Below are 25,447 nucleotides of genomic sequence, written 5' to 3'. Positions count from 1 at the left end.
CGTATTAATGTAGTAGGCTAAAATATCTTCTCAATCTCTCAAATCCTGTTCTTTGCAGGCGAAATACAGGCTGCTACTGCGTGGAGTTAACAAATAGTCACCTAACGATTAACAAGTGGCTACCATTTTCTTGCGGTTGAGAGAGTAGATTGCGGCCAATAATTGCTCTATTATAATTGATTGCCGATATGAAAAATACACGAGCTAAAATAATATTTACCCGATAACGAATCTTCCCGCGTATGACGCAGGAAGATTTTTTTATGGATAACCCTGATCAGCAAATATGAAATATCTCAATATGACAAAGAGAAGAATTACAATGGCGGTGCTTTCGGTTTTGGCAATGAGCACAGCTGCGGTTGCACAAACGTCGGCACCGGTGGCTACGGTTGCTCAAAACGATGAAGCGAAAATCGAAGCCCTCATCAAACAGATGACGCTGGAAGAAAAAGTGACCATGATCCATGCGAGTTCCTCATTTACATCTGGCGGTGTAAAGCGCCTGGGCATTCCGGAACTTATGACCTCTGATGGTCCGCATGGCGTGCGTCCTGAGCATGGCCGTGACTGGACGCTTGACAAAGACGTAAATGATTCCGGCACTTATTTGCCGACAGGCGTAGCGCTTGCTTCAACATGGAATCCGAAGTTGGGTTATGCTTTCGGTAGCGTATTGGGTAGTGAAGCGAACGCAAGGGGCAAAGATGTAATTCTCGGCCCTGGTATTAATATTATGAGAACGCCGCTGAACGGACGCAATTTCGAATATCAAAGTGAAGATCCGTACCTGATTTCGCAAATGGTGGTGGGTTATATCAAAGGTGTGCAGGACCAGGGCGTTTCGGCTTGCGTGAAACACTTTATTGCGAACAACCAGGAAACAAACCGCAATACTGTTGACATTAACATGAGCGAAAGAGCGTTGCGTGAAATTTATCTACCGGGCTTTAAAGCGGCGGTAACAGTTGGTAAAGTGAATACACTAATGGGCTCATACAATCTTTTCCGCGGCCAATATTGCACGGAAAACGATTACCTCATCAATAAAATATTGAAAGGCGAGTGGAAATTTGACGGGCTTGTAATGAGCGATTGGGGTGCGGTGCATGTTGCTACAGAAGCATTGCTGAACGGTTGTGACCTTGAAATGGGAACTGATTTGAAAATGTTGCCAAACCCTGACTATAACAAATTCTACATGGCCGACTCTGCACTGCTACTCGTAAAAAGCGGTAAAGTTCCTGAGTCGGTGATCGATGAAAAAGTGCGTCGTATCCTGCGTATCATGTATCGCACGCACATGTTTGATAAACGTCAGCCAGGTGCATATGCAACAAAAGAACACGCTGCAACTGCATTGAAAATTGCAGAAGAAAGTATCGTGTTGTTGAAAAACGAAAAGAGCTTGTTGCCGCTCTCTGCTGCTGTAAAAAATGTTGCAGTGATTGGTATGAATGCAGATCGCAAAAATTCAATGGGCGGCGGTAGCTCGCAAGTGAAAGCGCTGTACGAAATCACTCCGCTGGCAGGTTTGAAAACATTGATGGGCGACAAAGTGAATTTCACTTATAGCCAGGGTTATAAAATTGAAAGAAAAGCAGATGCTGATGATCAGCTGATTGCAGAAGCCGTTGCTGCTGCGAAGAAAAGCGATGTAGCGATTGTGTTTGGTGGATGGACGCATGGGTACAGCGACTACTCAAAATGGAGTGACAATGCTTTTGACGCGGAAGGTTTTGATAAGAAAGACATGAAAATGCCTTTCGGTCAGGACAAGCTGATACAGGAAGTTTTGAAAGCAAATCCAAATACGATCGTGGTGTTGATTGGCGGTGGTCCGATCGACATGACAAAATGGATCGGTCAAACGAAAGCCGTTGTGCAAGCATGGTACGGTGGCATGGAAGGCGGTACAGCTATTGCAGAAATGTTGTACGGAAAAATCAATCCTTCAGGAAAACTGCCTGTTACTTTTCCGAAAGTGCTGGAAGATGTGCCTGCACACAAATTGGGCGATTATGGCAACAATCTTCATGAAGAATACAAAGACGGTATTTATGTAGGTTACCGCTATTATGATACATACAAAGTGCAGCCACAATTTGCATTTGGCCATGGTTTATCGTACACAACTTTTAGCTACAGTAATTTGACTGTGACAAAAAACAGCGACAACACTGTGTCTGTAAATGTAACGGTGAAAAACACCGGAAGCAAAGAGGGTGGAGATGTTGCGCAGGTGTATGTTCACCAGGACAAATGTTCAGTTGACAGACCGGAAAAAGAGTTGAAGGGTTTTGAAAAAGTTTTCCTGAAAGCAGGAGAATCAAAAGTGGTGAAACTGACATTGAACAAAGACGCTTTCCAATACTTCGATGAAAAGAAAAACGACTGGACATTGGAACCGGGCAAGTTTACCATTTTAGTAGGAAATGCTTCTGATGATATTAAAGTGAATGGATCTGTGGTGTTGTAGTTAAAAATTGAAAATTGAGAGTTGAGAGTTGGTAATCTCGGGGCATTAATAAGGGATGAAGCCTAACAACTAACAACTGTAACGCATTAAACTTGGTGAGTTGACCAATCGTTTAAGTTAGCTGCCGGCGAATTAATTTTTGTCGGCAGTTTTTTTTAACGCAATACATTTCATTGCTAAGACTCTAATTTTTACCACTAAGGCACTAAGAACACAAGTTTCACTAAGGAGTTTTCTTAGTGCGACTTAGTGTCCTTAGAGCCTTAGTGGTGAATTTTTAGACTAGCTCCTCATTTGCAAAATTCAAACATTTTATTACGCCCTGAAATTTACCGGCGATAGTGTTGTTTGCTTGCGGAAGAAATTAGAAAAATGCGCCACTTCCTCAAAGCCAAGGCTGTAGGCTATTTCAGAGATGTTCCAATCCGTTTGTTTCAAAAGGATCTTTGCTTCCTGCACCAATCTGCCGCTGATGATATCGGTTGTTGTTTTGCCAATATTTTCTTTCAATACTTTATTCAAATGGTTCACGTGCACACCCAGGCGGTCCGCATAATCTTTCGCGGTACGCAGTGCCAGTTTCTGTTGTGGCGATTCTATTGGAAATTGTCTCTCCAATAGTTCGATGAACAATGATGAAACGCGTTCTGATGCTGTATGCGTAGGATATAATGCTGTAGCGGGTTGCAGCTTTTGCCCGTAATGAATCAATTCCAGCACATAGTTTCGCAGCAGATCATACTTGTAAGCATAATCCGACGATAACTCTTTGTACATCTTTTTAAAAATGGCTGTAATTTCTTCTGCTTCATCGTCTGAAACTTCGAAAACGGGATAGCCTCCCGGTTGAAAAATGGGCAAGCTGTCGAGCACAACGCCGCTTTTGTTTTTGATCAAAAAATCAGGAGTGAAGATGCAGAAATAGCCATCCTGATTTTCATCTAAAGGGACATAATGATAGGGTATTCTTGGCGTGGCAAAAAGCAGTGCATTCCTTTCAATCTCTATAACCTTGTCTGCATATTCCGCTTTGTTGCGACCACGTATCATGCTGATTTTATAGTAAGCACGACGGTTATAAGGCATTGTTTGCGGCTTCTTTTTGAGCCTCGCATTTAACTCGTCTATTTTGAAGACATTGAAATGACCTATTTCTTTATTGATGTCTTCGGGAATAAGCGACTTGGTGTCTTTGTAAAACTCTTCGAGGGAAATCATGTGCGGAAGGTTTTGTTGCAAAAATCAAAGGTAGGCAGGAAATTAGGAATTAGGAATTAGGAATGCTTTTAGGTCAGACACCCTGCATCTAATGTTTACTTGTCAAATGTTCAGCAGATTAGGAGGTTGGGAATTTTGCCAAGGGCAATTTTTTCTTGCTGGACCTTACCACCGACGAGTAAATACCATATATGTTTTGGGATTCTCGGGGATAGCGACCCTTATATTTTCTATTTTGAAGCTGCTAGTGTCGGTCATCGAAAATTCGAGTTTGCGGCTAGTGTTTTTTTTCGTTAGAGTAATATAGCCGTCGCTGACAACGTAGCGAAAAGTATCAGGATTAGCCCAAACGCCATTCTCAGTTTTAAACAGTGTATCGCCGACAAAATTAAATACCGTAAACTTATCATTGGGGAGGCTTTCCAGGTAAAATCCGGAAAGTGTTGTAGATCCTGTATGTTCTTTTTTGCAGGAAAGGCAAACAATAAGTAATAGGGTTCCAGCAGTTATTAAATGTTTCATACCAGGGTTTTTGAGGTTGACAGGAAGAAAAGGAAAAACGTTGCAGAGAACGTGACTGGGTCAGAGAGACAGCATTGAACATTTAATCGTCTGAATTATCTTGACACAACTTAATCGAGGCAAAGATCAGGCATGAAATATCTTTCTTTAAAGCCCAATATTTGGGTAAAATTCAAATGCCTTAGTTGCTTTCAAGATATTTCGGCAGTGCTTCGCTGGTAAAATAAGTCCAACCTCCCATAAAGCTTTCTCTTGTAAAGTCTTTAAGATTAGAGGGAAATGTTTCCAGGCCCGCGTGTGTAAGTTTTAATCTTGTTTTGTCGCCTTCGTCAAATAATTCAAAACTGAGTAAGGAATTACCTTCCTGATCCCTGTAGGTCCATGAATAAGCAATTTTCTTGTTGGGGATCGCTTCTGTTACTTTGCACAAGTGCACATATTCTGTACCATCGCTGCCTTTCCCGGAAAATTGAAATTCAAAGCCAACTTCGGGTTTAAAATCCGACACATCAAAATACCATTTTCGCATTTCATTTTTGTCAGTCAATGCTTTCCAGACCTTTTCAACATTGGCATTGTAAATCTTTTCAATAACAATTGGCGAAGGTTGCATTGTTTACTATTTAAGAACCTAAGGTAATTAATAATTAATAATTAAGAATTAATAGGTGTTCCAACTGAACTTTTTAAAACAGGCATTATGTTCAAAAAAACTAGTGAATGATGCGCTATTAATTGTTAATTATTAATTATTAATTTCAGCCCATCCACTCCTTTATACAATTCATACACTCTCCAATTTTCAACCGCCCCTTCTCACTCTACATTTGCTTTCTCAAACAACAACACGTATGAATCAGAAAAAAATAATTTTGGTGACGGGCGCTACCGGTGCGCAGGGCAATGGTGTAGCAAGTGCATTGTTACGCGATGGAAAATTTCATGTAAGATGTCTTACAAGAAATGTGAATTCGCCAAAGGCCAGGGAACTTGCAGCAATGGGAGCGGAAGTAGTAGAAGGTAACCTTGATGATATCAACAGCCTGAGAGCAGCGGTTGACGGATGTTACGGCGTTTTCGGCGTAACCAATTTCTGGGAGCATTTTGAAAAAGAATATCAGCAGGGTAAAAACCTTATCAATGTGGTAAGGGAGAAAGTGGTGCAACATTTTGTGTTCAGTAGCTTGCCTGATTATAAAGCTTTGAGCAACGGCAAATTTGCTGTGCCACACTGCGACATGAAAGCTGAGTTGGAACGTTATGCAAAATATCTTCAGATCCCTACAACCTTCATCCACATTGCCTTTTATTATGAAAACTTCCTTACATTTTTTCCTCCGCAGGCAGCCGAAGACGGTAACTATTATTTTGGTTTTCCGCAGGGTGAAACTAAGCTGGCCATGGTTTCCGCTGAAGACATGGGGCCAATTGTAAAAGTAGTTTTCGATAATCCACAGTTGTATAAAAGTCGCACGGTTGGAGTAGTGGGCGAGGACAGCGCTTGTGATGAATATGCCGCAACGATGTCGAAAGTGTTTGGGAAAAATGTGCGTTACAATTACATAGAGCGTGATGCTTATGCTTCTTTCGGTTTTCCGGGAGCAGAAGAATTGGCCAATATGTTTGAAGTTCAGCGTTTGCATATTCCAAGCCGTCAGCATCATTTGGATGAGTGTTTGGTAATGCATCCGGCAATGCAGTCATTTGAAAGCTGGCTTGAAAAAAATAAGCATCTCTTTTTTGTGCAGCAGAAAGAACCAGAATATTCAATCTATTAGAACAGGCAATCAATATAGCAAATGGCTGTCCATTAACTTGGATGGCCATTTTGTTTTGAAGCATTATTGTAAAAAGCTTGCAAACCAGTCATTTCATAATTATTTTCAACCTTTAGTTTTTACGATTCATTAAAAGTAAAACCCAGTCTATTCGGTTCCTTATGCGAGACCAAGAGTAATTGAGTAATTTGTATAGGACCGTAACGAAAACCCACAAAATGAAATTCCTGGCGTATTCCAAGAAAGAATGGCTGATCATGTTTATCATAATGCCGCCGATTGCAATTGTAATCAATTACTTTTTGTTTGGCAGCAGGTATTTTACAGATCCGAAGATGTTTCTATTGGGCTCTTTTCCTACGCTTGCTGTTCTTATGCTGGTGTACATATTATGTGGAATGATTGCCGGTTTAATGCTGAACAGGTTTCCTCTGTACAGCCAAACGTTTAAACGCATAGGACTTAGTTTGATCTGCTACATTTTGGTAATGATTGCGGCAATGACCATCATTTTCTGGGGATACGATTATGTTCATTTCTTAGACTATCAATTAGATATCAAAAAGTACGTGTGGGCGGTGATATTTGGTATCGCATCAAACTTGCTGGCGACAAGTTTTAATGAAGGTGCTGCTTTTTATGAGCGTTGGCGGGCAATGGTAGATGAGGCGGAGAATTTAAAGAAAGAGAATTTGCAGAGCCAGTTAGAGGGATTGAAAGAACAGGTGAACCCGCATTTTTTGTTCAACAGTTTAAATTCTCTTTCGTCGCTGATTGCCGATGAGCCTGAGCAAGCTGAAAAGTTTCTTGATGAAATGAGTAAAGTGTATCGTTATATGCTCCGCAATAATGAAGACGGGCTTACCTCACTGGAAGCAGAAATGGAGTTTATACGCTCTTACTTCCACATGCTGAAAACGCGGTATGGTGATGCCCTGGAAATGGAGACGGTAATTGAACCAAGATTCATGCATTATCAATTGCCTCCGCTTACATTACAAATGCTTATCGAGAATGCGGTGAAGCACAATATGATTCTGAAAGACAGTCCTTTGCGTATTCTGATCATGACCTCGAACAGTGGCAAGCTGGTGGTGAGCAATAATTTGCAACGCAAAACAAGGAACGTGATGTCGAACAAAGTGGGCCTTGGAAACATTGCAAAGAAGTACCAGCTAATGAAAAAAGAAGAAGTGGCCGTGCATGATGACGGGAAAGAGTTCGCAGTAACGGTGCCTTTGATTCATCCATAAGGGTAACACAATTCATACAGCAAAAACAACAATTCATACATCTGGATCAACAAATGACGACCTGTCGTTGTTACAACAGCTTTAATCATAGTAACTTAGATAAGGTTGTTTTGATTGCAGCCAATTTAAACCTGATAACATGAAAGTGCTAATTATAGAAGACGAGGACCTTGCAGTAAAAAAACTCCAGAAAACCCTGGCAAGTGTAGATGATTCTGCAGAAGTAGTGGGTGTTACAGACAGCATCAACGCGTCAGTAAAGTGGCTGCAAAGCAATCCTACACCTGATTTGATCCTGATGGACATTGAGCTCGCTGACGGACAGAGTTTCGAAATTTTCGAAAGAACAGAAGTTAAAAGCACTGTTATCTTCACTACTTCGTATGATGAATTTGCACTCAAGGCGTTTAAAGTAAACAGCGTTGATTATTTATTGAAGCCCATCCAAAAAGAAGACCTGCAATCCGCACTGGACAAGTTTAGCAAAATGAAGGCCATGTATAACAATGCAGGCAGCATGACGGTATTGAATGTAGAAAACCTTGTGAAGGAACTCCAGCAGAAATTACAACCAAAGGAATATCGCAAACGTTTCCTGGTAAAGCTTGGTCAGAAATTGATAAGTATTGAAACTGACGATATTGCGTACTTCTACAGCGATGGCAGATTGAACTTCTTTAAAACAAAAGACAATAAAAGATTTGTGGTCGACTATACCATGGATGAACTGGAAGAAATGCTCGACCCCGAAAAATATTTTCGCATCAGCCGATCCTTCTTTGTGTCCATTGAAAGCATTGAAAAGATAGATGATTATTTTGGCAACCGCCTCATACTGCAACTTACTCCGGTAGTAGATAAAGAAAGCTTAGTAAGCAGAGAAAAAGTAACAGAGTTTAAAAAGTGGATGGGGAAGTGATGGCCCAAATTTTACGACTAAGGAACTAAGGACACTGAGCCTCACTAAGAGGTGACTCATTTTAACCTCAAAGGGCACATAGAAAGTACATTCTACGCAATAGCAAATTCGAGACGCGTAAAGGAAACGAAGTGGGTGTCGACAATCATATCTTTGTTTCCTTTGCGCATAACTTTGAGCCCTTTGCGGTTAAAAAACTTAGTGGGGCTCAGTGTCCTTAGTGCCTTAGTGGTGAAAAACAAGCGCCGCAGGCGCTCCCTTAAAACCTTTTTTGCACCTTGATAACCGTCCCCGTATTAATCTCTGACTGCATAGTGAACGAAGCGTCGATGGTGTTGGAGCGGCGGCGCATTTCATTGATGCCCCTGCCGAGTTTGACGGCTTCCGTCTCAAAGCCAATACCGTCGTCCTGCACAGTAATTACCAGCACTTGTTTTTTGTAAGAAATATTTACGAAGATGTGTTTTGCCCGGGAATGTTTGCAGGCGTTCCAGACAGCCTCCTTAAAAATAGAAAGCAGTTCGTAACGGTTCTCCATGTCCGGCTGCAATTTGTAGATCGCTTTATCAATTTCGAAAACAATATCAACAGGATACAAGGACTCCATCTCCGCAGTGAAATTTTTCATGCGATTGATTGTTTGTTCCATTGAATCGTTGTTTGGATCAACGCTCCACACCACATCGTACATGGAGTCGATCATGCGATTGCTCGTGTCACTTATTTGCGCAATGTATTCTTTTGTGCGGTCAATGTCCGTGGAGACTTTATTCTTCGCCAGTTCACTAATGATATTGATGCTGCTTAAAGAACTGCTCAGATCATCTGTGAGACTTGTTGCAATTCGCGAACGGATGCTTTCTGTGGCACGTAGTTTTTGCATGCGCAACTTATCCAGCCAATACAAAATAGTTACTATCACAAAAGCCATGAAGCTCAGGAACCACCAGGTTTTCCAGAAAGGCGCCTTTATTTTTATGCTTAGTTCTGTCGTATGTTTAGAAGGGATGCCATCACCATTTACACAGTAAGCTTTGAAAGTATAATTTCCCGGAGGCAAATAACTGTACACTGCCTGGTGCGTTCTTCCTGTAAGTTGCCAGTTTTTATCAAGCCCTTCCAGCTTATAAAAGACGCCGTAAATATTGAGGTAAGTAAGTGTTGAAAATTCAATCGTAACAGAGTTTTCATCGCTGTTCAATTCAATAACCGGACGTTTGAAAAGTGAATCAAGATCCATTGGTTTGTTCATTACAGAAAAGCCTGTGATGGAGATGTCAGGCGCCGCTGCATAACCGTTTTTCGCAATAGCGCCGGGGTCAAACACCATCATGTCGTGTGCAGTGCCAATCGCAATGCGTCCATCTCTCAACAGGCAGGCGGAGCCCATGTTGAAGGCACTCGTATAAACGCCATCAGACGGGGAATAGGTTGTAACCACTTGCTTTTGAAAGTTGATGCTACACAACATGCTTTGTGTGGTAAGCCACAGATAACCCGCCTTGTCTTTTACAATATTGATAATGGATTTGCTGGGAAGATCGTTTTCAATATTGTAATGTTGAACACTGTTTGCTTTGATGTTGAAAATATTCAGACCGTCGCCTGCGAAAATATACAGGCTGTCATTGTATTGCAGAATGTCTGTAATGTTAGATGAAGTCAGCGTTTTATTCACCTGGCCGGACGAGGTATAGTTGTCCTCAATATCACCGGCACTGTTGATTTTGTAAACACCACTGGTAGCGGTTCCTGCCCAAACTGTTCCTGTACTGTCTGCAAACAATCGCTGGATCATACTGTTGAGCCTGTGCTTCAAAATAAATTTTTTGGAAGATTTGTTCCATTGCACAAGCGCTCCGTTTTGTGTGCCCAGCCAAACGTTCCCATTTTTATCTTCCACCATTTGCCGCACGGCACTTCCATCAAAAGTAGAAGCAGGAACCATTTCTTCTTTGCCGTTCACTGCGTGGCGAATAAGCAACGATCCGTCATGATTGCTTTCCCATACATCTCCACCGCTTTGCTGAAATATGCACCATGCCTGCGACACGCGGGGCGAGGGAAGCAGGGATGAATGTTTTGGCTTGAAATTGCTGTCGTAAGAAAAAGCACCGTCGCCGAAAGTAGCAGCTACAATGGACCCATCTCTTAATTGTGTGATGGAAGAAACACCGGCTGTGTATTTTTTACCGTTGCCGGGCTTGCGATTGCTTATTGCGTGAAACAATTGCGCCATCGTGTTGAACCGGTACAATCCTTTGTTGGTGCAGGTCCAGACATTGTTTTCTTTGTCCTCGGAAATATTTCTTACGACGTCGTATCGTATGCTGTATTCACCCGGCAGGTCGCTGGGAATGTTTTCAAATTTTTTGGTTGCAGTGTCGAATTTTGCGAAAACATTTGCACCACCTATCCATATCGAACCATCACTCAACTCATTTAACGTTTGAATTTCATACACCACATTGTTTACAATGTCAGCAATAGATTTATTCCATGAACGAACAGCGTGCGAAGTGCCATCAAAACTAAAAAGCTGCTTCTTTTCGGCAAGGAGCCAGCATCTTTGTTTTTTGTCAATAAGAATGCGGGTAATGTTATTGAGGTCTTTCAAACCATTGATGACAGCATCTTTGTCAGGATTGTTTAATTCGTAAGACAATGCATGTTTTTCACTACTGTACTTTGCCAATCCCGAGTCGCAGCCAATCCAATAATTATTGCTGATCTTATCCTGCGTAATGCACAGCGGTTTCCAGCGCGGTGGCAGTTGAACCAAATTACTTTGCTCCGAAAATTCATTCTTGCGTTCGCTGTAAGTAAATAAACCATTGCCCGTTAAGATGAATAAAACATTTCCCTGTTTATCAATGAAAAGGCTGCCGGGCGTTTTCTTCACCACAAAGTCAGGAAGACGAATGGCCGCTTCGTGAAATTTAAGATCCGTCACGTTGATATAGCCAATCTTATTCTCAGCACACAATACCCACAACCTGTTTTTGTTGTCGAGTTGCATCCCCAGAATCTTATCATTCGGAAGAGAAAAAGGATTGTTGTCTGTATGCCTGAAATACACGAAACGCTTGCCATCATATCGTTGTATGCCATTGAGTGTGCCGATCCAGACAAATCCAAGAGGGTCTTGCTGCACATGTGTCACCTCGTCGGAGATGAGTCCATTCATAATGCCGATATGTGAAAATATATATTGCTCAGGCTCCTGGGCAAAGGCAATCGTTCGTAAGCCGGTAAATAGAAGTAATAGTAAAATGCGCACGTTTGGGTAATGGGTTGCTTTACTCAAATATAATACGCAACCGTTGAAAATGCTAGTGCTCCGGTGGATGTATTGTGGTTTTCCGGGGATGAATTGAGAATGTTTTTCCTGCAGACAATTCAGGCATTAAAAAACACAGTTGATGTCTTTGCAGCTTCAGGGGCGAAGGAATGTGTTGTTTTTTTGTAAAAGATTTAAACAACAATATACCCCCAAAGGGACAACCAAGATTTACCATGAAAAAAATTACATTGGCAATCATCTTTATTGCCGTAGCGATGGCAGGAGCAATAGTAGCTTGTAACAGTAGCTCAGCAAAGACTGTAAGTGACGACAACGGCCCCGCTTTTCATTACACCAGGGAACAGGCGGAGCACGGAAAATATCTTGTAACGGCAATGGGTTGCAGCGATTGCCACACACCGTTAAAAATGGGACCGATGGGGCCCGAGCCAGATACCTCAAGGTTTTTAAGCGGTCACCCAATGCAGGTTCCGGTTCCTCATGTAGATACAAGTGCGTTGAAAGACTGGGTGTTGTTTAACCATACAAACACTGCAATCGCAGGGCCATGGGGCGTTTCATTCACGGGCAATCTTACTTCTGATCCAACAGGTATTGGCTACTGGAGCTTTAATCAATTCAAAACAGCTTTAACTAAAGGCAAGTTTAAAGGGCTGGATAGCAATCGTTCTATTTTGCCGCCAATGCCATGGCAAAATTATGTGCATCTCAAAGACGAGGACCTGAGAGATATTTTCGCTTTTCTTAAATCTACCAAACCAGTGCACAACGTAGTGCCATCACATATTCCACCAACTAATTTTCAATAGACGCTGAACGCTGAATGCTCAACGCTTAACGCTTAACGCAGAACGCAGAACGCAGAACGCTGCATCCTGCGTTAGGCGTTAGGCATTAAGCGTTCAGCATTAAGTACTATTTTTGTCGCAACAATTTCCTTGCATGCGGAAAGTATACGGTTTGTTTTACAATATCCTGCCCATAAAAAAAGTGCAGACAGATGATGAACTTTATCTGTTAAACGACGCTGAAGTAGCGGCGATCAAGAAGCGTGAGCGAATTGCGATTGTTTCGGCTGCCTTTTTTGGCGCGATGGGAGTGGTGCTGCTCGTCATTCCACCACATTTATTTCCTCAATTTTTTCCGGTTACAAATATTACAGTGCTCGGCAAAGCATTTGCACTGCCGCTCATTTTGTGGATGTACAGCATTGTACTTGTGTATATTGAATTGCTGCTGCTCACACTTCTCAATATTTGGGTGGCACATGAAATGGCCGTTGCTACTGGCTTTTTGAACTATTCCAATAAAGGAGCTGAGCACAAACGCAACCTTATGCTTGATATTGGGCTTGAAAAAAAGAACAGGCAAGTGCTTGAATATGGCATCGATCCCTTGCAGCAAGCGAACCGAAAAGTGATCCTTGTATGGAACCTAATGTTCATGCTAAAAGCAACGCTATCTAACTTTGTATTTAAGTTGTTCATTCAGCGAGTTTTTGGGCGATACATGGTGCAAATGCTGAAAGACATGGCGGGCATTCCCATTTTCGCATTTTGGAACGCTTATGGAACACACGTTATTTTGAATAAGGCGAAAATCATTATCATGGGGCAAAACTTTATTGAAGGCATTTCCCAGTCGATCTATAAGGTACAGCCCGAAACCCCTGAATTTAAAGCGATGTTGTATGATACGTTGCAATTCATCGCCATCAGCAAGCGTGATTTTCATGAGAATCATTTTTTGCTTACAAAGAATCTTTTCGCATTGTACAACATAACTGCAAAGGACAAACATCTCTTAACCGAAGACTATCTTGATCGTGTAAAATCATTGGAAACAAAAGAGAAGAACATTGTCCTGCTTTTGATCATCACAGGTTTTTTGCTTGATGGAAAAATTTCTTTCAGGGAAAAACAGACCATTCGCGAAATGAATTTACATGGTGTGTTCGAAGAAACAGAAGCCAATATATCAAGATGGTCCCACGACTTTTTATATGGGAAAGGCCTGGATGAACTATTGGAAAAGTATTTAGGCGACGCATATAAAATGAATGTTGCCTAACGCATATAGCACCAAACGCAGAACGGTTGAAGTTAAACTCGCGTTAGGCGTTCTGCATTAAGCATTAAGCGTTTTATTTTATCTTTTCCACGAACTCAATTTTATTATAAGAAGGATCAATCACTGTTACCAATAAATAGTTTTCATCCCAAGGTGCTCGTTCCAATCCTGGGCGCATGAATTTGTAATCCTTGGCCATGATCTTTTCATGAAACAATTTCAAATCCTTTTTATCGGCCATCACTTTTGCGCCGGGGCTACAATCTCCGTGATGGCCCGATAACTGTAACACAATATCATTCAGCGAAATTTGCATGTACAAAGGCCCATCCTGTGGAATATCCTGCCAGTCAATTTTAAAGCCCAGCCAATCCACATAAAATTTTACTGATTTCTCATAATCATAAATGCGAAAAACAGGAACTACCATGGTGTTGATTTACTGCCAAGATACTATAAAACAAAAAAGACCTTTTGCAAACTTTGCAAAAGGCCCGTTATCGATTTATGCTGGGTAAGAATTTTTTTACAACAATGCTTTCGTTTTCATGAACGGATCTGGATTCTTGAGCGCCTGGTAATCTGCCACTGTACTCGCGAATGTTGTCCACGCTGCTAACGGTGCATAGTTCCACGAAAACTTTCTATCTTTTTTCATGGCAAGTATAAAACTGATAATTGCCAATACTGAGTCTGCCTTGGTCCAAACAGCCGCCAATACAGTACTTCTCTTGTTGAAATAGATATAATTGAACGTAAAAAATATTGCCCAGATCGGAAGTTGCAACCACAGCAAACTTTTCTTGTAAAGGCTATCTTCGCTATTGATCAAATCCTGCAGGGCCCATAGAAGAAAGAAATTATTAATTGTCCATGCGGGCCCGAAAAGCCACGCTGGCGGCGCCCACGGCGCTTGGTTGAATTTTTCCCTGTAAATAGTTTCTTCATCCTCCGAAGATTTACCACCAGCAATCTTTCCAAGGATAGAAACAGCAACAGATAATAAAGCCAGTTGCCACCATTTCAGTTTGATTTTAGCTGTACGCATAGGACGTTTTTGATAGCCCTGAAAAATTCGTGCCGCGGAGAAGTTGAATCATTGAGTTATTGAATAATTGAGTTGTTGACGTCTCATCGGGGTCTTTATCAATTATTCAATCTTCATTTACTCGGCTCCCGGCCGATGCTATCGATTTGCCATTTACCGTTATTGTTGGACAAAAAATATTGCATTTTATCGTTCTCGCTAAATGGCATTAGCACCAATGCTTTCGAATGGTCAGGGAAGCTGACCTTGGCTTTTGCTTCTTGTAATTCTTTTCTATCGATAATGTCTTGCCCCAACATCACAAAATCATAATCAAAGTATGCAGGAGGACCATCGTTCTCAGGATTCTTTTTGAAGTCCTCGTCGGCTTGTTTAAAATAGCTTCTCCAATAATCCAGATAGTGCTGTGAAATATAACCGGTATGTTGAAGTTTTGATAAATACTTTTCTGTTTCAACAAAATTGACTGAATAGAATTTTGTGCTATCGTAATCGCCACCAAAATTGTTTACCATTTGTGGGCTAATGATACTGTCCGCTTCTTTCAAATACCAGCTGAAAAAATTGTAAACAACTTTCTTTGCAGCAATTGATTCCTGGGTGGAGTCAAAATCACTTTTTGCAACCAGGGTATCAGTTTTACTTTTTGATGAAGTCGTGGCTGCTTCATTGCAACCAATTGAAAGCGCAAAAATAATAACGGTAAAAATGGGTAAGGATCTCATGAAGTTATTAACCAGGGTATTTGTTTTGAGGGGCAATAATAGGAAAATAAAGCAACGATATTATTTCGTTTTGAGAAAGACAAGCTTTTAACTTTTATACTTAAACCCCTTAACGACAAAGATTAATCCAAATACTATTAAGAAACCGGAGGCGATAAATTGTCGAGTTACGTCTTCCTGTTCGAAAAGAAAGATGTCACTATCTTCAAGATGTTTTAATCTGAGTATATCGCCTTTTTTATAATCAATGTTGCAGTCAATCCATTTATCATATCGCTGATCATTGTACTTGAAAATCAACAATGCTTTGTGATTAACACAAGATTCTACCCGGATAACAACAGTTTCGACGATTTCCCCCTCTTTTTGTGTTTTATATTCTTGAATTTTCCGAGGTAAAGGGACTAGCCCGGTAAATATGATGAGAAATAGCCCGCCAATAATCAAAAATAATTTCATGTCGCGTGTTTGATGGATAACTGAGTACGCTAAACGAGTCAGTTATTCAGTTATTGCCCCGAAATTATGTAAATGATTTCCAAAATTGTATAACAGCTTGCGGCCTGGTGCTTCGGAACTTTACGGCACAAAATTTAAACATCATGCCAGCTAATCATACCATATATCTTCCTTTAGAAGGAGTTGAAAGCGAACATTGTGCTTTGATCGTTGACAAAGGCTTACAGAAAGTAAAAGGCGTTGTTTCACACAAAGTTGAATTGAACAATCATCGTGCAGTTATTGAAACTGCAGATGAGAATGAAGTGATTCCCGAAGCAGTAAGAACCATTCGAGATCTTGGTTACGACGTAAATACCGTTAAAAAGAATTTTCCTGTGCTGAACATGACCTGTGCGTCCTGCGCTGCCGGAACAGAAGGTACGTTGAAAGCTTTAAACGGCGTGGTAAGCGCCAGTGTGAACTATGCCAACGCATCGGCTCAGGTAGAATATATTCCTTCCATCATTACGGCACAACAACTTAAAGAAGCTGTTCAGTCAACAGGCTACGATCTGGTAATTGAAGAAAATGAAGAAGCAAAAGAATCGCTTGAAGCACTGCGCAACGATCGATATAAATTGTTGCGGAGGAAAACAATTGGAGCAATTGCATTGTCTGTTCCATTGGTTATTATCGGAATGTTTTTTATGAACATGCCGTACGCGAATTACATCATGTGGGCGCTGAGCACTCCAATCGTTCTTATTCTCGGAAAACAATTTTTTGTGAATGCGTGGAAGCAGGCTAAACACAGGTCAGCCAACATGGATACGCTTGTAGCGCTAAGTACCGGCGTGGCTTATTTGTTTAGCGTGTTTAATACTTTGTTTCCCGCTTATTGGCACAATAAAGGTTTGCATGCACATGTGTACTTTGAAGCAGCAGGAGTGGTGATCACATTCATTCTGTTAGGCAAATTGCTGGAAGAAAAAGCAAAGAGCAATACTTCTTCCGCCATTAAAAAACTGATTGGCCTGCAACCAAAAACTGTTATGGTAGTGCATCACGGGGGACATCAAATGGAAATGCCTTTGGCAAACGTGAAACCGGGTGACATAATATTGATCAGGCCCGGCGAAAAAATCGCAGTCGACGGAACCGTAATTTCCGGAAGTTCGTTTGTTGATGAAAGCTTGATCACGGGAGAACCTGTTGCAGTCAGTAAATCAAAAGATGCGAAAGTATTTGCGGGAACCATCAATCAGAAAGGCAGCTTTCAGTTTCGTGCAGATAAAGTAGGTGCCGAGACATTGTTGGCACAAATCATCAAAACCGTACAGGATGCGCAGGGAAGTAAGGCGCCTGTTCAAAAACTGGTGGATAAAATCGCCGGTATTTTTGTACCCGTTGTAATCGGGTTGGCAATGCTTACGTTGATCGCGTGGATCATTTTAGGTGGTGAAAACGGTTTTACACAAGGCTTGCTCGCAATGATCACCGTGTTGGTAATAGCTTGCCCTTGTGCGCTTGGTCTTGCCACACCCACAGCCATAATGGTTGGCGTTGGGAAAGGTGCAGAGCACGGCATACTGATCAAAGATGCCGAAAGCCTTGAACTGGCAAAAAAAGTAAATGCAATTGTGCTTGATAAAACAGGAACGATCACAGAGGGCAAACCTGCGGTTACCAATATTGCCTGGTTGAGTAATGATAATAGCTTCGCAAATGTTTTTGCATCGATTGAAAAACAATCCGAGCATCCGCTTGCGGAAGCTGTTGTAAAATACTTTGATGTAAAAGATTACGTGCCTGTTCATCACTTTGAAAGCATAACAGGAGAGGGCGTAAAGGCACATGTCAACAGCTTGTTCTACTATGTTGGCAATGAAAAGTTGATGCGTAAGAACAATATAACTATCCCTGAAGATCTTCTGTCGAACGCTAAAACATGGCTGGCTACAGCAAAAACAGTGATCTATTTTGGTAATGAAAAACAAGCGCTTGCAGCAGTTGCGATTGCAGATAAAATCAAAGCAAGCTCCAGCGAAGCTGTGAAATTATTGCAACAATCCGGCATAGATGTGTACATGCTTACTGGCGACAATGAAGCCACCGCAAAAGCAATAGCGGCAGAAGCAGGCATTGCCCATTACAAAGCAGAAGTTTTGCCGGCTGATAAGGCGGTATTCGTAAAAGAGTTGCAGCAACAGGGAAAGGTAGTTGCAATGGTTGGAGATGGCATCAACGACAGCAGTGCGTTGGCACAGGCAGATGTCAGCATAGCAATGGGAAAAGGAAGCGACATAGCGATGGATGTGGCAAAGATGACCATCATTTCATCTGATCTTTCACGGATTCCTGAAGCTATCAAATTGTCAATTAACACAGTGAGAACAATTCGTCAGAATTTGTTCTGGGCTTTCATTTATAATCTCATTGGTATTCCGATAGCAGCGGGTATTTTATACCCAGTCAACGGTTTTTTATTAAATCCAATGATAGCCGGAGCCGCAATGGCATTAAGTTCCGTCAGCGTAGTCACCAATAGCCTGCGTTTGAAATGGGCACCGTAGAGACGCATGATAATGCGTCTCCGAACCCCGCAAAACAACATGTCCGTAGAACGAAAAACTATTATTAAAAACCAGTCTTTCAAATAAAAATCAAAACAATGAAAACATTAAAATTTAAAACGAATATCAATTGCAGTGGTTGTGTAGCAGCAGTTACACCCGCATTAAACGAAGTAGCAGGAAAAGATAATTGGAGGGTAGATACTCAAAATCCTTCGAAAGTATTGACTGTAAACACCAACTTGCCGGAAGCGAATATCGCAGCAGCGGTAATAAAAGCAGGTTATAAAATAGAAGCGCTGTAAAGAGTTGAGAGTTGAGAGTTGAGAGTTGAGAGTTGAGAGTTGAGAGTTGAAAAAATAAGGCCTTTCAAAATACAATATTTGTCCGTCAAGGCAGAATCTTTGACTATGAAAAACTCTCAACTCTCCATTCTCAACTCTCAACTTCTTTACAAAAACTTATACACTCTTTTCTTGTAAGCCTCTAAATCCTCGAGTGAAGTGAACTCTTCAAATTTATCCTTGCTGCCATCTCGGTTCTCGCGAACAAGAATAGTTGCGCAGCCTCCAACAATAGTTGATTTTGCACGTTGAAAAATAATGTCCAATGCCACAGTGTCCTTGGTCATCTGAAGGTCTTCGATCTTGTTAACTGAAATCACGTAATCTTCCATATATAATTATAGTCTTTTTAAAATTTCCATGCCCTCTGGCCATTCGGTGTAGCCGGCATCAACGTTAATATGTCCGGCATCGCCTATATTGATAAACTCGCTACCCCATATTTCTGCAAAATGTTTCGCCCTATCAATTGTAACCCAGGGATCGTTTGTGCTGGCTACCACAATGGTCTTAAAAGGAATTTTTGTTTTGGGAACAGAAAATCCAACCGCAGGAAAATCATATCCTGTTGCTTCGAGATCGCTTGGTGCCACGAGTAAAGCTCCTCTAATTTGCCTGTTGTTATCAATCGCCCATTGGGCAATGGTAGCACAGGCAAGGCTGTGACCAACAAGCACAACGGTTGACAGATCATAATCTTTCAAAGTCTCATCAATCGTTGCTATCCAGTCGCTGCAAACAGGTGCGTCCCATTCTTTCTGTTCAATGCGTTTAAAGTTCTCTCCCGATCTTTCAAAGTTTGATTGCCAGTGTTGCTCGCCGGAGTTTCCAAGTCCCGGAACAATAAAGTAATTAGTCATGGTGTCAGGTTTTTGAAATTGTATAGACAAGGCATTGCCTTGTCTGTACGGAAAGCATCAATGCCTTGTCTATACGCAAAAATCATTTTTTTTTTGCACCCTGCAAACTTACTGACATAGGGTTGGCACAATCGACGATTTACTTTGTATTCATAAAACAACACGTTATGACAAGAGTAGAAGTTTTCTTAAAAGAGTATGATCAGGAAGCAGACATCACGCGCAAAATGCTTTCAAAGGTTCCGGATGATAAATACGATTGGAAACCACATCCAAAAAGTATGTCAGTTCGCGAACTTGCTACACATATCGCCGAGTTGCCGGGTTGGGTAAAACTTGGTTTCACCACAGAAGGGTTGGACTTTGCTGCCAATCCTTATGAGCAGGAGCAAATCAGCAACACAAAAGAATTATTGGAATATTTCGAAAAAACGTTTGCGGATAGCCGTCAGTATTTGGTAGACGCGGACGATGAAATTCTGGATATACCATGGGTTTTGAGAAACGGCGAACAGATCTATGATGAAGGAACCAAAGGCGGAACAGTGAGGGCCTCTTTAAGCCAAACCATCCACCATCGTGCACAGTTGGGCGTGTTCCTGCGTTTACTGAATGTGCCGATTCCCGGAAGCTATGGGCCTAGCGCCGATGAACTGGGGCTGTAGAGACAAGGCGCCGCCTTGTCTGTACCGGAATCATCGTATTATTACCGCATTGATTATCAATGCGGTAACTTTTTTCACAAAATATTTAATGTTTAAACGATGATTTATTTGGAAATATCAATGTTGTAACTGTATCTTTGCTAACGCTGTTAGAAATAATAGCAGGTGCTGATAGAAAATAAGGAGTAAACAAAATGGGAGTAGCGGAAAGAAAAATAAGACACAAAGAGCAAGTGAGGGGAGCGATCCTGCAATCTGCCTGGAAAATTGCCACCGAAGAAGGTTGGCAAACACTTTCCATTCGCAAGATAGCGGACGCGATCGAGTACAGCGTGCCCGTAATCTACAGTCACTTTGAAAACAAGGAAGCAATCCTGCTCGAATTCACCAAAGAAGGTTTTACCCTGCTGACACAGGAATTATTGAAAGGAAAGGAAAGCGAACAAGAGCCCGGATGTCAATTGGTGAAAATGGCCAAAGCCTACTGGAACTTCGCGTTTGAGAACAAAGAGTATTACCAGCTGATGTTTGGTCTGGGGATGCCGGCCTGTGAAATGGTTAATACCGTACCCGAGATGAAAACCTTTACAGACGTTATGATCTCAAGCATCTCTGCCGCAATTGCACAGAGTAAAAATCCTGATGCTGAAGTATTTATGAAATATCATGCATATTGGTCAATTCTGCACGGCCTCGTAGCTATCCAGGTGATTGAGAAAAGTGTGTACCCCGATGAACTTAAACAGAAAGTTTTACAGGACGCAATTGAAGGATTTGTCAGAGGAATCGGCGGTTAAAAGTTCTTTTTTTATCCAATATCTAACACTGTTATATTTTATATCAATGTTAATTAATTATCAACAAATTTTTAAAAAACAATAAAAAACATCACATATGTCAACTAAAAAATGGGTTATCGACCCCCTGCATTCAGAAGTACATTTTAAAGTAAAACACCTTGTAATTTCTACCGTAACAGGTGCTTTCAACAAATTTGAAGGCGGTGCAGTTACCAACGGAGACGGTTTCGAAAATGCTGAAATCAACTTCAACATCGATGTAGACAGCATCCACACCAACCAGGAAGCAAGAGATGGTCACCTGAAATCTGCTGATTTCTTTGATACGGCTAACTATCCTGCGATTACTTTCAAATCAACTTCTTTCACAAAAGTTAAAGGTGACGTTTATCGCCTTGCCGGTGAACTTACAATGAAAGGTGTAACCAAACCGGTGGAAGTTGAAGCTGAGTTCGGTGGTGCTGAAAAAGACGCTTACGGCAACATGAAATATGGTTTCGAAGTAACTGGTAAGATCAACCGTAAAGAATTTGGTTTGACTTACAATGCACTTACAGAAACTGGCGGTCTGGCTCTTGGCGAAGACATCAAACTGGTAGCGAACATCCAGTTGTCTGAAGCACAAGCAAACTAAGAGTAAAAGCAAAAATAAAAAGTAAAAAATAAAAAGACTATAGAGCGATCTGTCCGTACAATATCAAGCACACGAACAATCTAACATTTTTATTTTTTACTTTTTATTTCTATCGAAAGCAAGCTAAATAAATAAAATTCATCCAAATTAACAACGTCTCAAACTCGTCATGAAAAAGATTTCATTATTTTTTCTTCTTGTAGCTGCATCATTTGCAGGTTTCTCTCAAAGCGTATGGAAAGCTGATAAAGCACACACGCAAATTAAATTCGACATTACGCACCTTGGCGTTTCTACTGTTTCCGGTGCTTACACAGATTTTGATGTAAACATCACTTCATCTAAAGAAGATTTTAGTGACGCAATATTTGATTTGAGCATCAAAGCTGAATCAATCAATACTGGTATTCAACAAAGAGACACTCACCTGAAATCTGCGGATTTCTTTGATGTAGCAACATACCCAACTATTACTTTTAAAAGCACTGGCGTTAAAAAAGTAAGCGAAGGAAAATATAAATTAACCGGTAATCTTACTATTCATGGTATTACAAAACCAGTTACAATGGATCTTTGGTACCGTGGTACAATTTCTCACCCTATGACTAAAAAGCCAGATGCTGGTTTTAGACTGACAGGTACTTTGAAGCGTTCTGATTTCGAAGTTGGTGGCAAGTTTCCTGCAGCAATGTTGAGCGAAGAAGTTACGATTACTGCGGATGGCGAATTCGCAAAAGACTAATGAAGTGGAGAGTTGAGAATGGAGAGTTGAGAGTTGGTTGCAAGTAGCGGGCGCTAAAGATTGAATATAATTAGATGATTTGGGACACTCGGCTGGCAAAGAAATGTAACAGGTGAATACATGAATCCTGTGACCTGCGACAAAGAATAACTCTCAACTCTCCATTCTCAACTCTCAACTAATTCAACAGGTTCAAAAAATTTAAGAATGAAAATAGATATCTGGTCAGACGTACGATGTCCTTTTTGCTACATTGGCAAACGCAAGTTTGAAAATGCACTGGAGCAATTTGCACATAAGGATAAGGTGGAAATAGAATGGCATAGCTTCGAATTGGATCCGACGGTGGTAACGGACACAAATAAAAATGTGTACGATTATCTTGCCGAGATTAAAGGGCAGAGCCGTGAGTGGTCAGTAAAAATGCATGAGCATGTTACGAAGTCTGCAGCAGAAGTTGGTTTGCAATACGATTTTGATAAGGCCGTAATTGCCAATTCATTTGATGCACACAGGCTTATCCAGTTTGCCAAAACAAAGGGCCTTGGTGATGAGGCGGAAGAAGTTCTTTTCAAAGCTTATTTCACTGAAGGGAAAAATATTGCCGATCATGCCGTGCTGATTGCATTGGGTGAATCGCTCGGTCTGGACAAACAGGAAACAACTGAAATGCTTGCAGGCAGTGCGTTTACGAATGAAGTAAAAGCTGACGGACAAGTGGCGCAACGAATAGGTGTCAATGGCGTTCCGTTCTTTGTGATCGACAATAAATATGGCATTTCAGGTGCACAACCATCTGAACTGTTTCTCGAAGCATTGGAAACAAGCTGGAAAGAAACACAACCTGCAATAGAAATTATATCCAACAACAATAATGAAGGAACTGTGTGCAGCACCGATGGTGAATGCATATAGGGTTTATTTTTTACAGTTTTAGAAATGGAAAACAGAAGTGGTCTCGCTTCTGTTTTTTTGTTTTTGTAGGATACTGAATTTAGTAATTTAACGTCCTTAGTTAAGTTGCTCGACAAATTGAAAGAATGTTGTTTGTCATCCCGACGAAGGAGCGATCTGGGTTCAACACCTGTTAACGCTCTTCGACGATATGCACTCAGATCGCTCCTTCGTCGGGATGACAAGCGGTCTTTGTGCATCGGATGTGGACATCGCCTGACATGGGAAAATGATTCCCTAAATGGCATGGAGTATGGAATAAGGGTTGCTGCATTTAACTACGGGAATTACAATCTTGCAGAATTCCTAATTCCTAATTCTTAATTCCTGATTACCTTAGCTACATGCAACACCCATACATATCACTCTTAACCACGGGATGGAAATATGCTCGGGAGCAACGAAAGAAATACATTCTCGTGTACTTCATGTTCATCTGTGCCAATCTCATCTTTTCATTAAACCCGTTGTTGTTGGGGTGGTTTGTGGGCAAATTGCAAAATGATGCGCACAACGTGTTGCGTTACACCGCCATGTTTGTGTCAGGATATTTTTTGTTGAAGCTGCTTGAGTGGTGCTTTCACGGTCCGGCGCGTGTGATGGAGCGGACACTGGCTTTTTACCTGAGCCGAAACTTTTTGATGGAGCGCTACCACCAGGTTTTGCACCTGCCGGTGAAATGGCACCAGGATCATCACAGCGGTTCCACCATTAACAGGATCCGTAAAGCTTATGAAGCGTTGCGCGATTTTTTCGACAGGGGATTTATTTATCTCTATGCCATCACAAAATTTGTTTTCTCCGTTACCGCAATCATTTATTTCTCGCCCATATTCGGCTGCATTGCAGTATTGATGGGTTGTTTGGTGGTGTGGACGATCACCCGTTTTGACAGGCCATTCATCAAAACCTTATCGCAGGTAAATGAAAGAGAACACGTTGTTTCTGCAACTTTATTTGATAGTCTTTCAAACATTATGACGGTGATTGCACTGCGTTTGGAGAAAAGTATGGAGTCGGGTTTGTTGCAAAAAGTAAACAGGATATTGCCGCCATTTCGCAAGAATGCAACAGTGAATGAATGGAAATGGTTCGCCTCGGAAATGTTGATCACCCTGATCTATTGCATTGTTGCCGGAGGTTATGTGTATCAGCACTATGAACCGGGAAAAGTGTTTAATGTTGCGGGTTTGGTAATGTTGCTGGGTTATATCAACCAATTCACCAGCGTGTTTCAAACCATCGCTTTTCAATACACAGAAATTGTGCAATTCGACACAGCTATCAAAACTGCATCAAACATCAACGCTTCGTATGCAGAACTACAACGTACCGAAGAACCCGGCGAGTTGCCTGCAGACTGGCGATCTGTTGAGATAAAGAACCTGCATTTCTCTCATCGCTTTGCTTACGATAACGACTATGTGCCGCAGAGTTTACACAATCTTCACTTGAATATAGAACGTGGTAAAAAGATTGCATTGATAGGAGAGAGTGGCAGCGGCAAAAGTACGCTGCTGGCGCTTTTGCGCGGCTTATATGCTCCGAGAACGATTGACTTGAATGTTGATGAGAAACCCTTCTCAATGGAGTCGTTGAATGAATCCATCACATTGTTTCCGCAAGAGCCGGAAATTTTTGAAAATACCATTTCATACAACATCACACTGGGCTTGCCATTTTCAAAGGAAGAAGTATTAGAGGCCTGCCAAAGCGCACACTTCTTAGAAGTAGTGAATAATTTACCGGAAGGATTGTCTTCTGACATCAGAGAGAAAGGAGTGAACTTATCGGGCGGACAAAAGCAAAGGCTGGCATTGGCCCGCGGCTTTCTTGCAGCGCAGGAAAGCGGTATTGTTTTGCTGGATGAGCCCACCAGCAGCGTGGACCCCAAAACAGAAGCGATGATCTACAGCAATATGTTCAAAGCATTTCCGGATAAAGCAATCATCTCATCCATGCACAGATTGCATTTGCTTCCTCAGTTTGATTATATCTACATTCTTCACCAGGGTCGTATACAGGATGAAGGAACGTTTGTGCATTTGATGCAGAATAGTGCGGCTTTCCAGGAGTTGTGGAAGCACCAGAAGAATTAGGAGTTAGAAATTAGGAGTT

The 25,447-nt window shown here is 41.5% G+C and carries 23 protein-coding genes and 1 pseudogene; 14 read left to right on the top strand and 10 right to left on the bottom strand.

The genetic code is table 11. The features are described 5' to 3' along the window. Positions 1-301: 301 nt before the first annotated feature. On the top strand, positions 302-2,479 hold the full coding sequence (locus KTO63_RS01530; RefSeq protein WP_217789355.1) for a beta-glucosidase family protein: 2,178 nt from the start codon (positions 302-304) through the stop codon (positions 2,477-2,479). 315 nt (positions 2,480-2,794) lie between these two features. Here KTO63_RS01530 and KTO63_RS01525 read toward each other — a convergent pair whose 3' ends face one another. The 3 genes from KTO63_RS01525 to KTO63_RS01515 all read right to left on the bottom strand — a co-directional run bounded on the left by KTO63_RS01525 (position 2,795) and on the right by KTO63_RS01515 (position 4,832). Beyond that, positions 2,795-3,697 carry a helix-turn-helix domain-containing protein gene (locus KTO63_RS01525; RefSeq protein ID WP_217789354.1) on the bottom strand — a complete coding sequence of 301 codons (903 nt, stop codon included), beginning with the start codon at positions 3,695-3,697 and terminating at the stop codon, positions 2,795-2,797. 165 nt (positions 3,698-3,862) lie between these two features. Then, complete coding sequence (locus KTO63_RS01520; protein WP_217789353.1) at positions 3,863-4,219, bottom strand: hypothetical protein; 357 nt, start codon at positions 4,217-4,219, stop codon at positions 3,863-3,865. Between the two features lie 181 nt (positions 4,220-4,400). Then, a complete protein-coding gene (locus KTO63_RS01515) occupies positions 4,401-4,832 on the bottom strand; it encodes an SRPBCC family protein (protein ID WP_217789352.1) in 432 nt (143 codons plus the stop codon). Between the two features lie 238 nt (positions 4,833-5,070). Between KTO63_RS01515 and KTO63_RS01510 the strand changes: the two genes are divergently transcribed. The 3 genes from KTO63_RS01510 to KTO63_RS01500 all read left to right on the top strand — a co-directional run bounded on the left by KTO63_RS01510 (position 5,071) and on the right by KTO63_RS01500 (position 8,169). Then, positions 5,071-5,997: an NmrA/HSCARG family protein gene (locus KTO63_RS01510; RefSeq protein ID WP_217789351.1), complete on the top strand. Its 927-nt coding sequence runs from the start codon at positions 5,071-5,073 to the stop codon at positions 5,995-5,997. A gap of 218 nt (positions 5,998-6,215) precedes the next feature. Continuing rightward, positions 6,216-7,250 carry a sensor histidine kinase gene (locus tag KTO63_RS01505; protein WP_217789350.1) on the top strand — a complete coding sequence of 345 codons (1,035 nt, stop codon included), beginning with the start codon at positions 6,216-6,218 and terminating at the stop codon, positions 7,248-7,250. 139 nt (positions 7,251-7,389) lie between these two features. Then, positions 7,390-8,169, top strand: coding sequence for a LytR/AlgR family response regulator transcription factor (locus KTO63_RS01500; RefSeq protein ID WP_217789349.1), 780 nt, complete (start codon positions 7,390-7,392; stop codon positions 8,167-8,169). A gap of 259 nt (positions 8,170-8,428) precedes the next feature. On the opposite strand, the gene KTO63_RS01495 is transcribed toward KTO63_RS01500, so the two are convergent. Continuing rightward, entirely contained in the window at positions 8,429-11,476 is a 3,048-nt protein-coding gene (locus KTO63_RS01495) for a sensor histidine kinase (protein ID WP_217789348.1), read from the bottom strand. Positions 11,477-11,685: 209 nt separating this feature from the next. On the opposite strand from KTO63_RS01495, the gene KTO63_RS01490 reads away from it, so the two are divergent. Then, positions 11,686-12,282 (top strand): diheme cytochrome c-553, encoded by a 597-nt coding sequence (locus KTO63_RS01490; protein WP_217789347.1) that lies wholly within the window; start codon positions 11,686-11,688, stop codon positions 12,280-12,282. Between the two features lie 133 nt (positions 12,283-12,415). Then, a complete protein-coding gene (locus tag KTO63_RS01485; protein WP_217789346.1) occupies positions 12,416-13,543 on the top strand; it encodes an LBF_2804 family protein in 1,128 nt (375 codons plus the stop codon). A gap of 73 nt (positions 13,544-13,616) precedes the next feature. Here KTO63_RS01485 and KTO63_RS01480 read toward each other — a convergent pair whose 3' ends face one another. The 4 genes from KTO63_RS01480 to KTO63_RS01465 form a co-directional block, all read right to left on the bottom strand. Further along, positions 13,617-13,973 carry a glyoxalase superfamily protein gene (locus KTO63_RS01480; RefSeq protein ID WP_217789345.1) on the bottom strand — a complete coding sequence of 119 codons (357 nt, stop codon included), beginning with the start codon at positions 13,971-13,973 and terminating at the stop codon, positions 13,617-13,619. A gap of 96 nt (positions 13,974-14,069) precedes the next feature. Continuing rightward, positions 14,070-14,591: a TspO/MBR family protein gene (locus KTO63_RS01475; RefSeq protein ID WP_217789344.1), complete on the bottom strand. Its 522-nt coding sequence runs from the start codon at positions 14,589-14,591 to the stop codon at positions 14,070-14,072. Positions 14,592-14,704: 113 nt separating this feature from the next. Continuing rightward, positions 14,705-15,316 carry a hypothetical protein gene (locus tag KTO63_RS01470; protein WP_217789343.1) on the bottom strand — a complete coding sequence of 204 codons (612 nt, stop codon included), beginning with the start codon at positions 15,314-15,316 and terminating at the stop codon, positions 14,705-14,707. Between the two features lie 87 nt (positions 15,317-15,403). Next, positions 15,404-15,775 carry a hypothetical protein gene (locus KTO63_RS01465; protein WP_217789341.1) on the bottom strand — a complete coding sequence of 124 codons (372 nt, stop codon included), beginning with the start codon at positions 15,773-15,775 and terminating at the stop codon, positions 15,404-15,406. Between the two features lie 143 nt (positions 15,776-15,918). On the opposite strand from KTO63_RS01465, the gene KTO63_RS01460 reads away from it, so the two are divergent. Both KTO63_RS01460 and KTO63_RS01455 read left to right on the top strand, forming a co-directional pair. After that, positions 15,919-18,330 carry a heavy metal translocating P-type ATPase gene (locus tag KTO63_RS01460; RefSeq protein WP_217789340.1) on the top strand — a complete coding sequence of 804 codons (2,412 nt, stop codon included), beginning with the start codon at positions 15,919-15,921 and terminating at the stop codon, positions 18,328-18,330. 98 nt (positions 18,331-18,428) lie between these two features. Next, the gene (locus tag KTO63_RS01455) at positions 18,429-18,635 is read left to right on the top strand and encodes a heavy-metal-associated domain-containing protein (RefSeq protein WP_217789339.1); all 207 of its coding nucleotides are present in this window, start codon (positions 18,429-18,431) and stop codon (positions 18,633-18,635) included. A gap of 146 nt (positions 18,636-18,781) precedes the next feature. Here KTO63_RS01455 and KTO63_RS01450 read toward each other — a convergent pair whose 3' ends face one another. Further along, on the bottom strand, positions 18,782-19,006 hold the full coding sequence (locus KTO63_RS01450) for a hypothetical protein (protein ID WP_217789338.1): 225 nt from the start codon (positions 19,004-19,006) through the stop codon (positions 18,782-18,784). A 6-nt stretch (positions 19,007-19,012) separates the two neighbouring features. Then, positions 19,013-19,534, bottom strand: coding sequence for an RBBP9/YdeN family alpha/beta hydrolase (locus KTO63_RS01445; RefSeq protein WP_217789337.1), 522 nt, complete (start codon positions 19,532-19,534; stop codon positions 19,013-19,015). Positions 19,535-19,701: 167 nt separating this feature from the next. Between KTO63_RS01445 and KTO63_RS01440 the strand changes: the two genes are divergently transcribed. From KTO63_RS01440 to KTO63_RS01415, 6 genes and pseudogenes are all read left to right on the top strand, one after another. After that, the gene (locus tag KTO63_RS01440; protein WP_217789336.1) at positions 19,702-20,199 is read left to right on the top strand and encodes a DinB family protein; all 498 of its coding nucleotides are present in this window, start codon (positions 19,702-19,704) and stop codon (positions 20,197-20,199) included. A gap of 194 nt (positions 20,200-20,393) precedes the next feature. Continuing rightward, the gene (locus KTO63_RS01435; protein WP_217789335.1) at positions 20,394-20,996 is read left to right on the top strand and encodes a TetR/AcrR family transcriptional regulator; all 603 of its coding nucleotides are present in this window, start codon (positions 20,394-20,396) and stop codon (positions 20,994-20,996) included. Between the two features lie 97 nt (positions 20,997-21,093). Further along, positions 21,094-21,633 carry a YceI family protein gene (locus KTO63_RS01430; RefSeq protein ID WP_217789334.1) on the top strand — a complete coding sequence of 180 codons (540 nt, stop codon included), beginning with the start codon at positions 21,094-21,096 and terminating at the stop codon, positions 21,631-21,633. Positions 21,634-21,802: 169 nt separating this feature from the next. Continuing rightward, on the top strand, positions 21,803-22,375 hold the full coding sequence (locus KTO63_RS01425) for a YceI family protein (protein WP_217789333.1): 573 nt from the start codon (positions 21,803-21,805) through the stop codon (positions 22,373-22,375). A 198-nt stretch (positions 22,376-22,573) separates the two neighbouring features. Next, a pseudogene (locus KTO63_RS01420) lies at positions 22,574-23,290 on the top strand (DsbA family oxidoreductase); the annotation flags it as partial. Positions 23,291-23,673: 383 nt separating this feature from the next. Then, a complete protein-coding gene (locus KTO63_RS01415; RefSeq protein WP_217789331.1) occupies positions 23,674-25,428 on the top strand; it encodes an ABC transporter ATP-binding protein in 1,755 nt (584 codons plus the stop codon). Positions 25,429-25,447 lie beyond the last annotated feature (19 nt).

It is taken from the genome of Pinibacter aurantiacus, from assembly GCF_019130065.1.
Classification (GTDB): Bacteria; Bacteroidota; Bacteroidia; order Chitinophagales; family Chitinophagaceae; genus Pinibacter; species Pinibacter aurantiacus.
This window is presented reverse-complemented; position numbering and strand designations above follow the sequence as displayed.

Bases quoted from the DNA above. Each gene is read 5' to 3' on its own strand.
- KTO63_RS01530 (WP_217789355.1), top strand. From the start codon at position 302: ATGACAAAGAGAAGAATTACAATGGCGGTGCTTTCGGTTTTGGCAATG.
- KTO63_RS01525 (WP_217789354.1), bottom strand. From the start codon at position 3,697: ATGATTTCCCTCGAAGAGTTTTACAAAGACACCAAGTCGCTTATTCCC.
- KTO63_RS01520 (WP_217789353.1), bottom strand. From the start codon at position 4,219: ATGAAACATTTAATAACTGCTGGAACCCTATTACTTATTGTTTGCCTT.
- KTO63_RS01515 (WP_217789352.1), bottom strand. From the start codon at position 4,832: ATGCAACCTTCGCCAATTGTTATTGAAAAGATTTACAATGCCAATGTT.
- KTO63_RS01510 (WP_217789351.1), top strand. From the start codon at position 5,071: ATGAATCAGAAAAAAATAATTTTGGTGACGGGCGCTACCGGTGCGCAG.
- KTO63_RS01505 (WP_217789350.1), top strand. From the start codon at position 6,216: ATGAAATTCCTGGCGTATTCCAAGAAAGAATGGCTGATCATGTTTATC.
- KTO63_RS01500 (WP_217789349.1), top strand. From the start codon at position 7,390: ATGAAAGTGCTAATTATAGAAGACGAGGACCTTGCAGTAAAAAAACTC.
- KTO63_RS01490 (WP_217789347.1), top strand. From the start codon at position 11,686: ATGAAAAAAATTACATTGGCAATCATCTTTATTGCCGTAGCGATGGCA.
- KTO63_RS01485 (WP_217789346.1), top strand. From the start codon at position 12,416: ATGCGGAAAGTATACGGTTTGTTTTACAATATCCTGCCCATAAAAAAA.
- KTO63_RS01480 (WP_217789345.1), bottom strand. From the start codon at position 13,973: ATGGTAGTTCCTGTTTTTCGCATTTATGATTATGAGAAATCAGTAAAA.
- KTO63_RS01475 (WP_217789344.1), bottom strand. From the start codon at position 14,591: ATGCGTACAGCTAAAATCAAACTGAAATGGTGGCAACTGGCTTTATTA.
- KTO63_RS01470 (WP_217789343.1), bottom strand. From the start codon at position 15,316: ATGAGATCCTTACCCATTTTTACCGTTATTATTTTTGCGCTTTCAATT.
- KTO63_RS01465 (WP_217789341.1), bottom strand. From the start codon at position 15,775: ATGAAATTATTTTTGATTATTGGCGGGCTATTTCTCATCATATTTACC.
- KTO63_RS01460 (WP_217789340.1), top strand. From the start codon at position 15,919: ATGCCAGCTAATCATACCATATATCTTCCTTTAGAAGGAGTTGAAAGC.
- KTO63_RS01455 (WP_217789339.1), top strand. From the start codon at position 18,429: ATGAAAACATTAAAATTTAAAACGAATATCAATTGCAGTGGTTGTGTA.
- KTO63_RS01450 (WP_217789338.1), bottom strand. From the start codon at position 19,006: ATGGAAGATTACGTGATTTCAGTTAACAAGATCGAAGACCTTCAGATG.
- KTO63_RS01445 (WP_217789337.1), bottom strand. From the start codon at position 19,534: ATGACTAATTACTTTATTGTTCCGGGACTTGGAAACTCCGGCGAGCAA.
- KTO63_RS01440 (WP_217789336.1), top strand. From the start codon at position 19,702: ATGACAAGAGTAGAAGTTTTCTTAAAAGAGTATGATCAGGAAGCAGAC.
- KTO63_RS01435 (WP_217789335.1), top strand. From the start codon at position 20,394: ATGGGAGTAGCGGAAAGAAAAATAAGACACAAAGAGCAAGTGAGGGGA.
- KTO63_RS01430 (WP_217789334.1), top strand. From the start codon at position 21,094: ATGTCAACTAAAAAATGGGTTATCGACCCCCTGCATTCAGAAGTACAT.
- KTO63_RS01425 (WP_217789333.1), top strand. From the start codon at position 21,803: ATGAAAAAGATTTCATTATTTTTTCTTCTTGTAGCTGCATCATTTGCA.
- KTO63_RS01415 (WP_217789331.1), top strand. From the start codon at position 23,674: ATGCAACACCCATACATATCACTCTTAACCACGGGATGGAAATATGCT.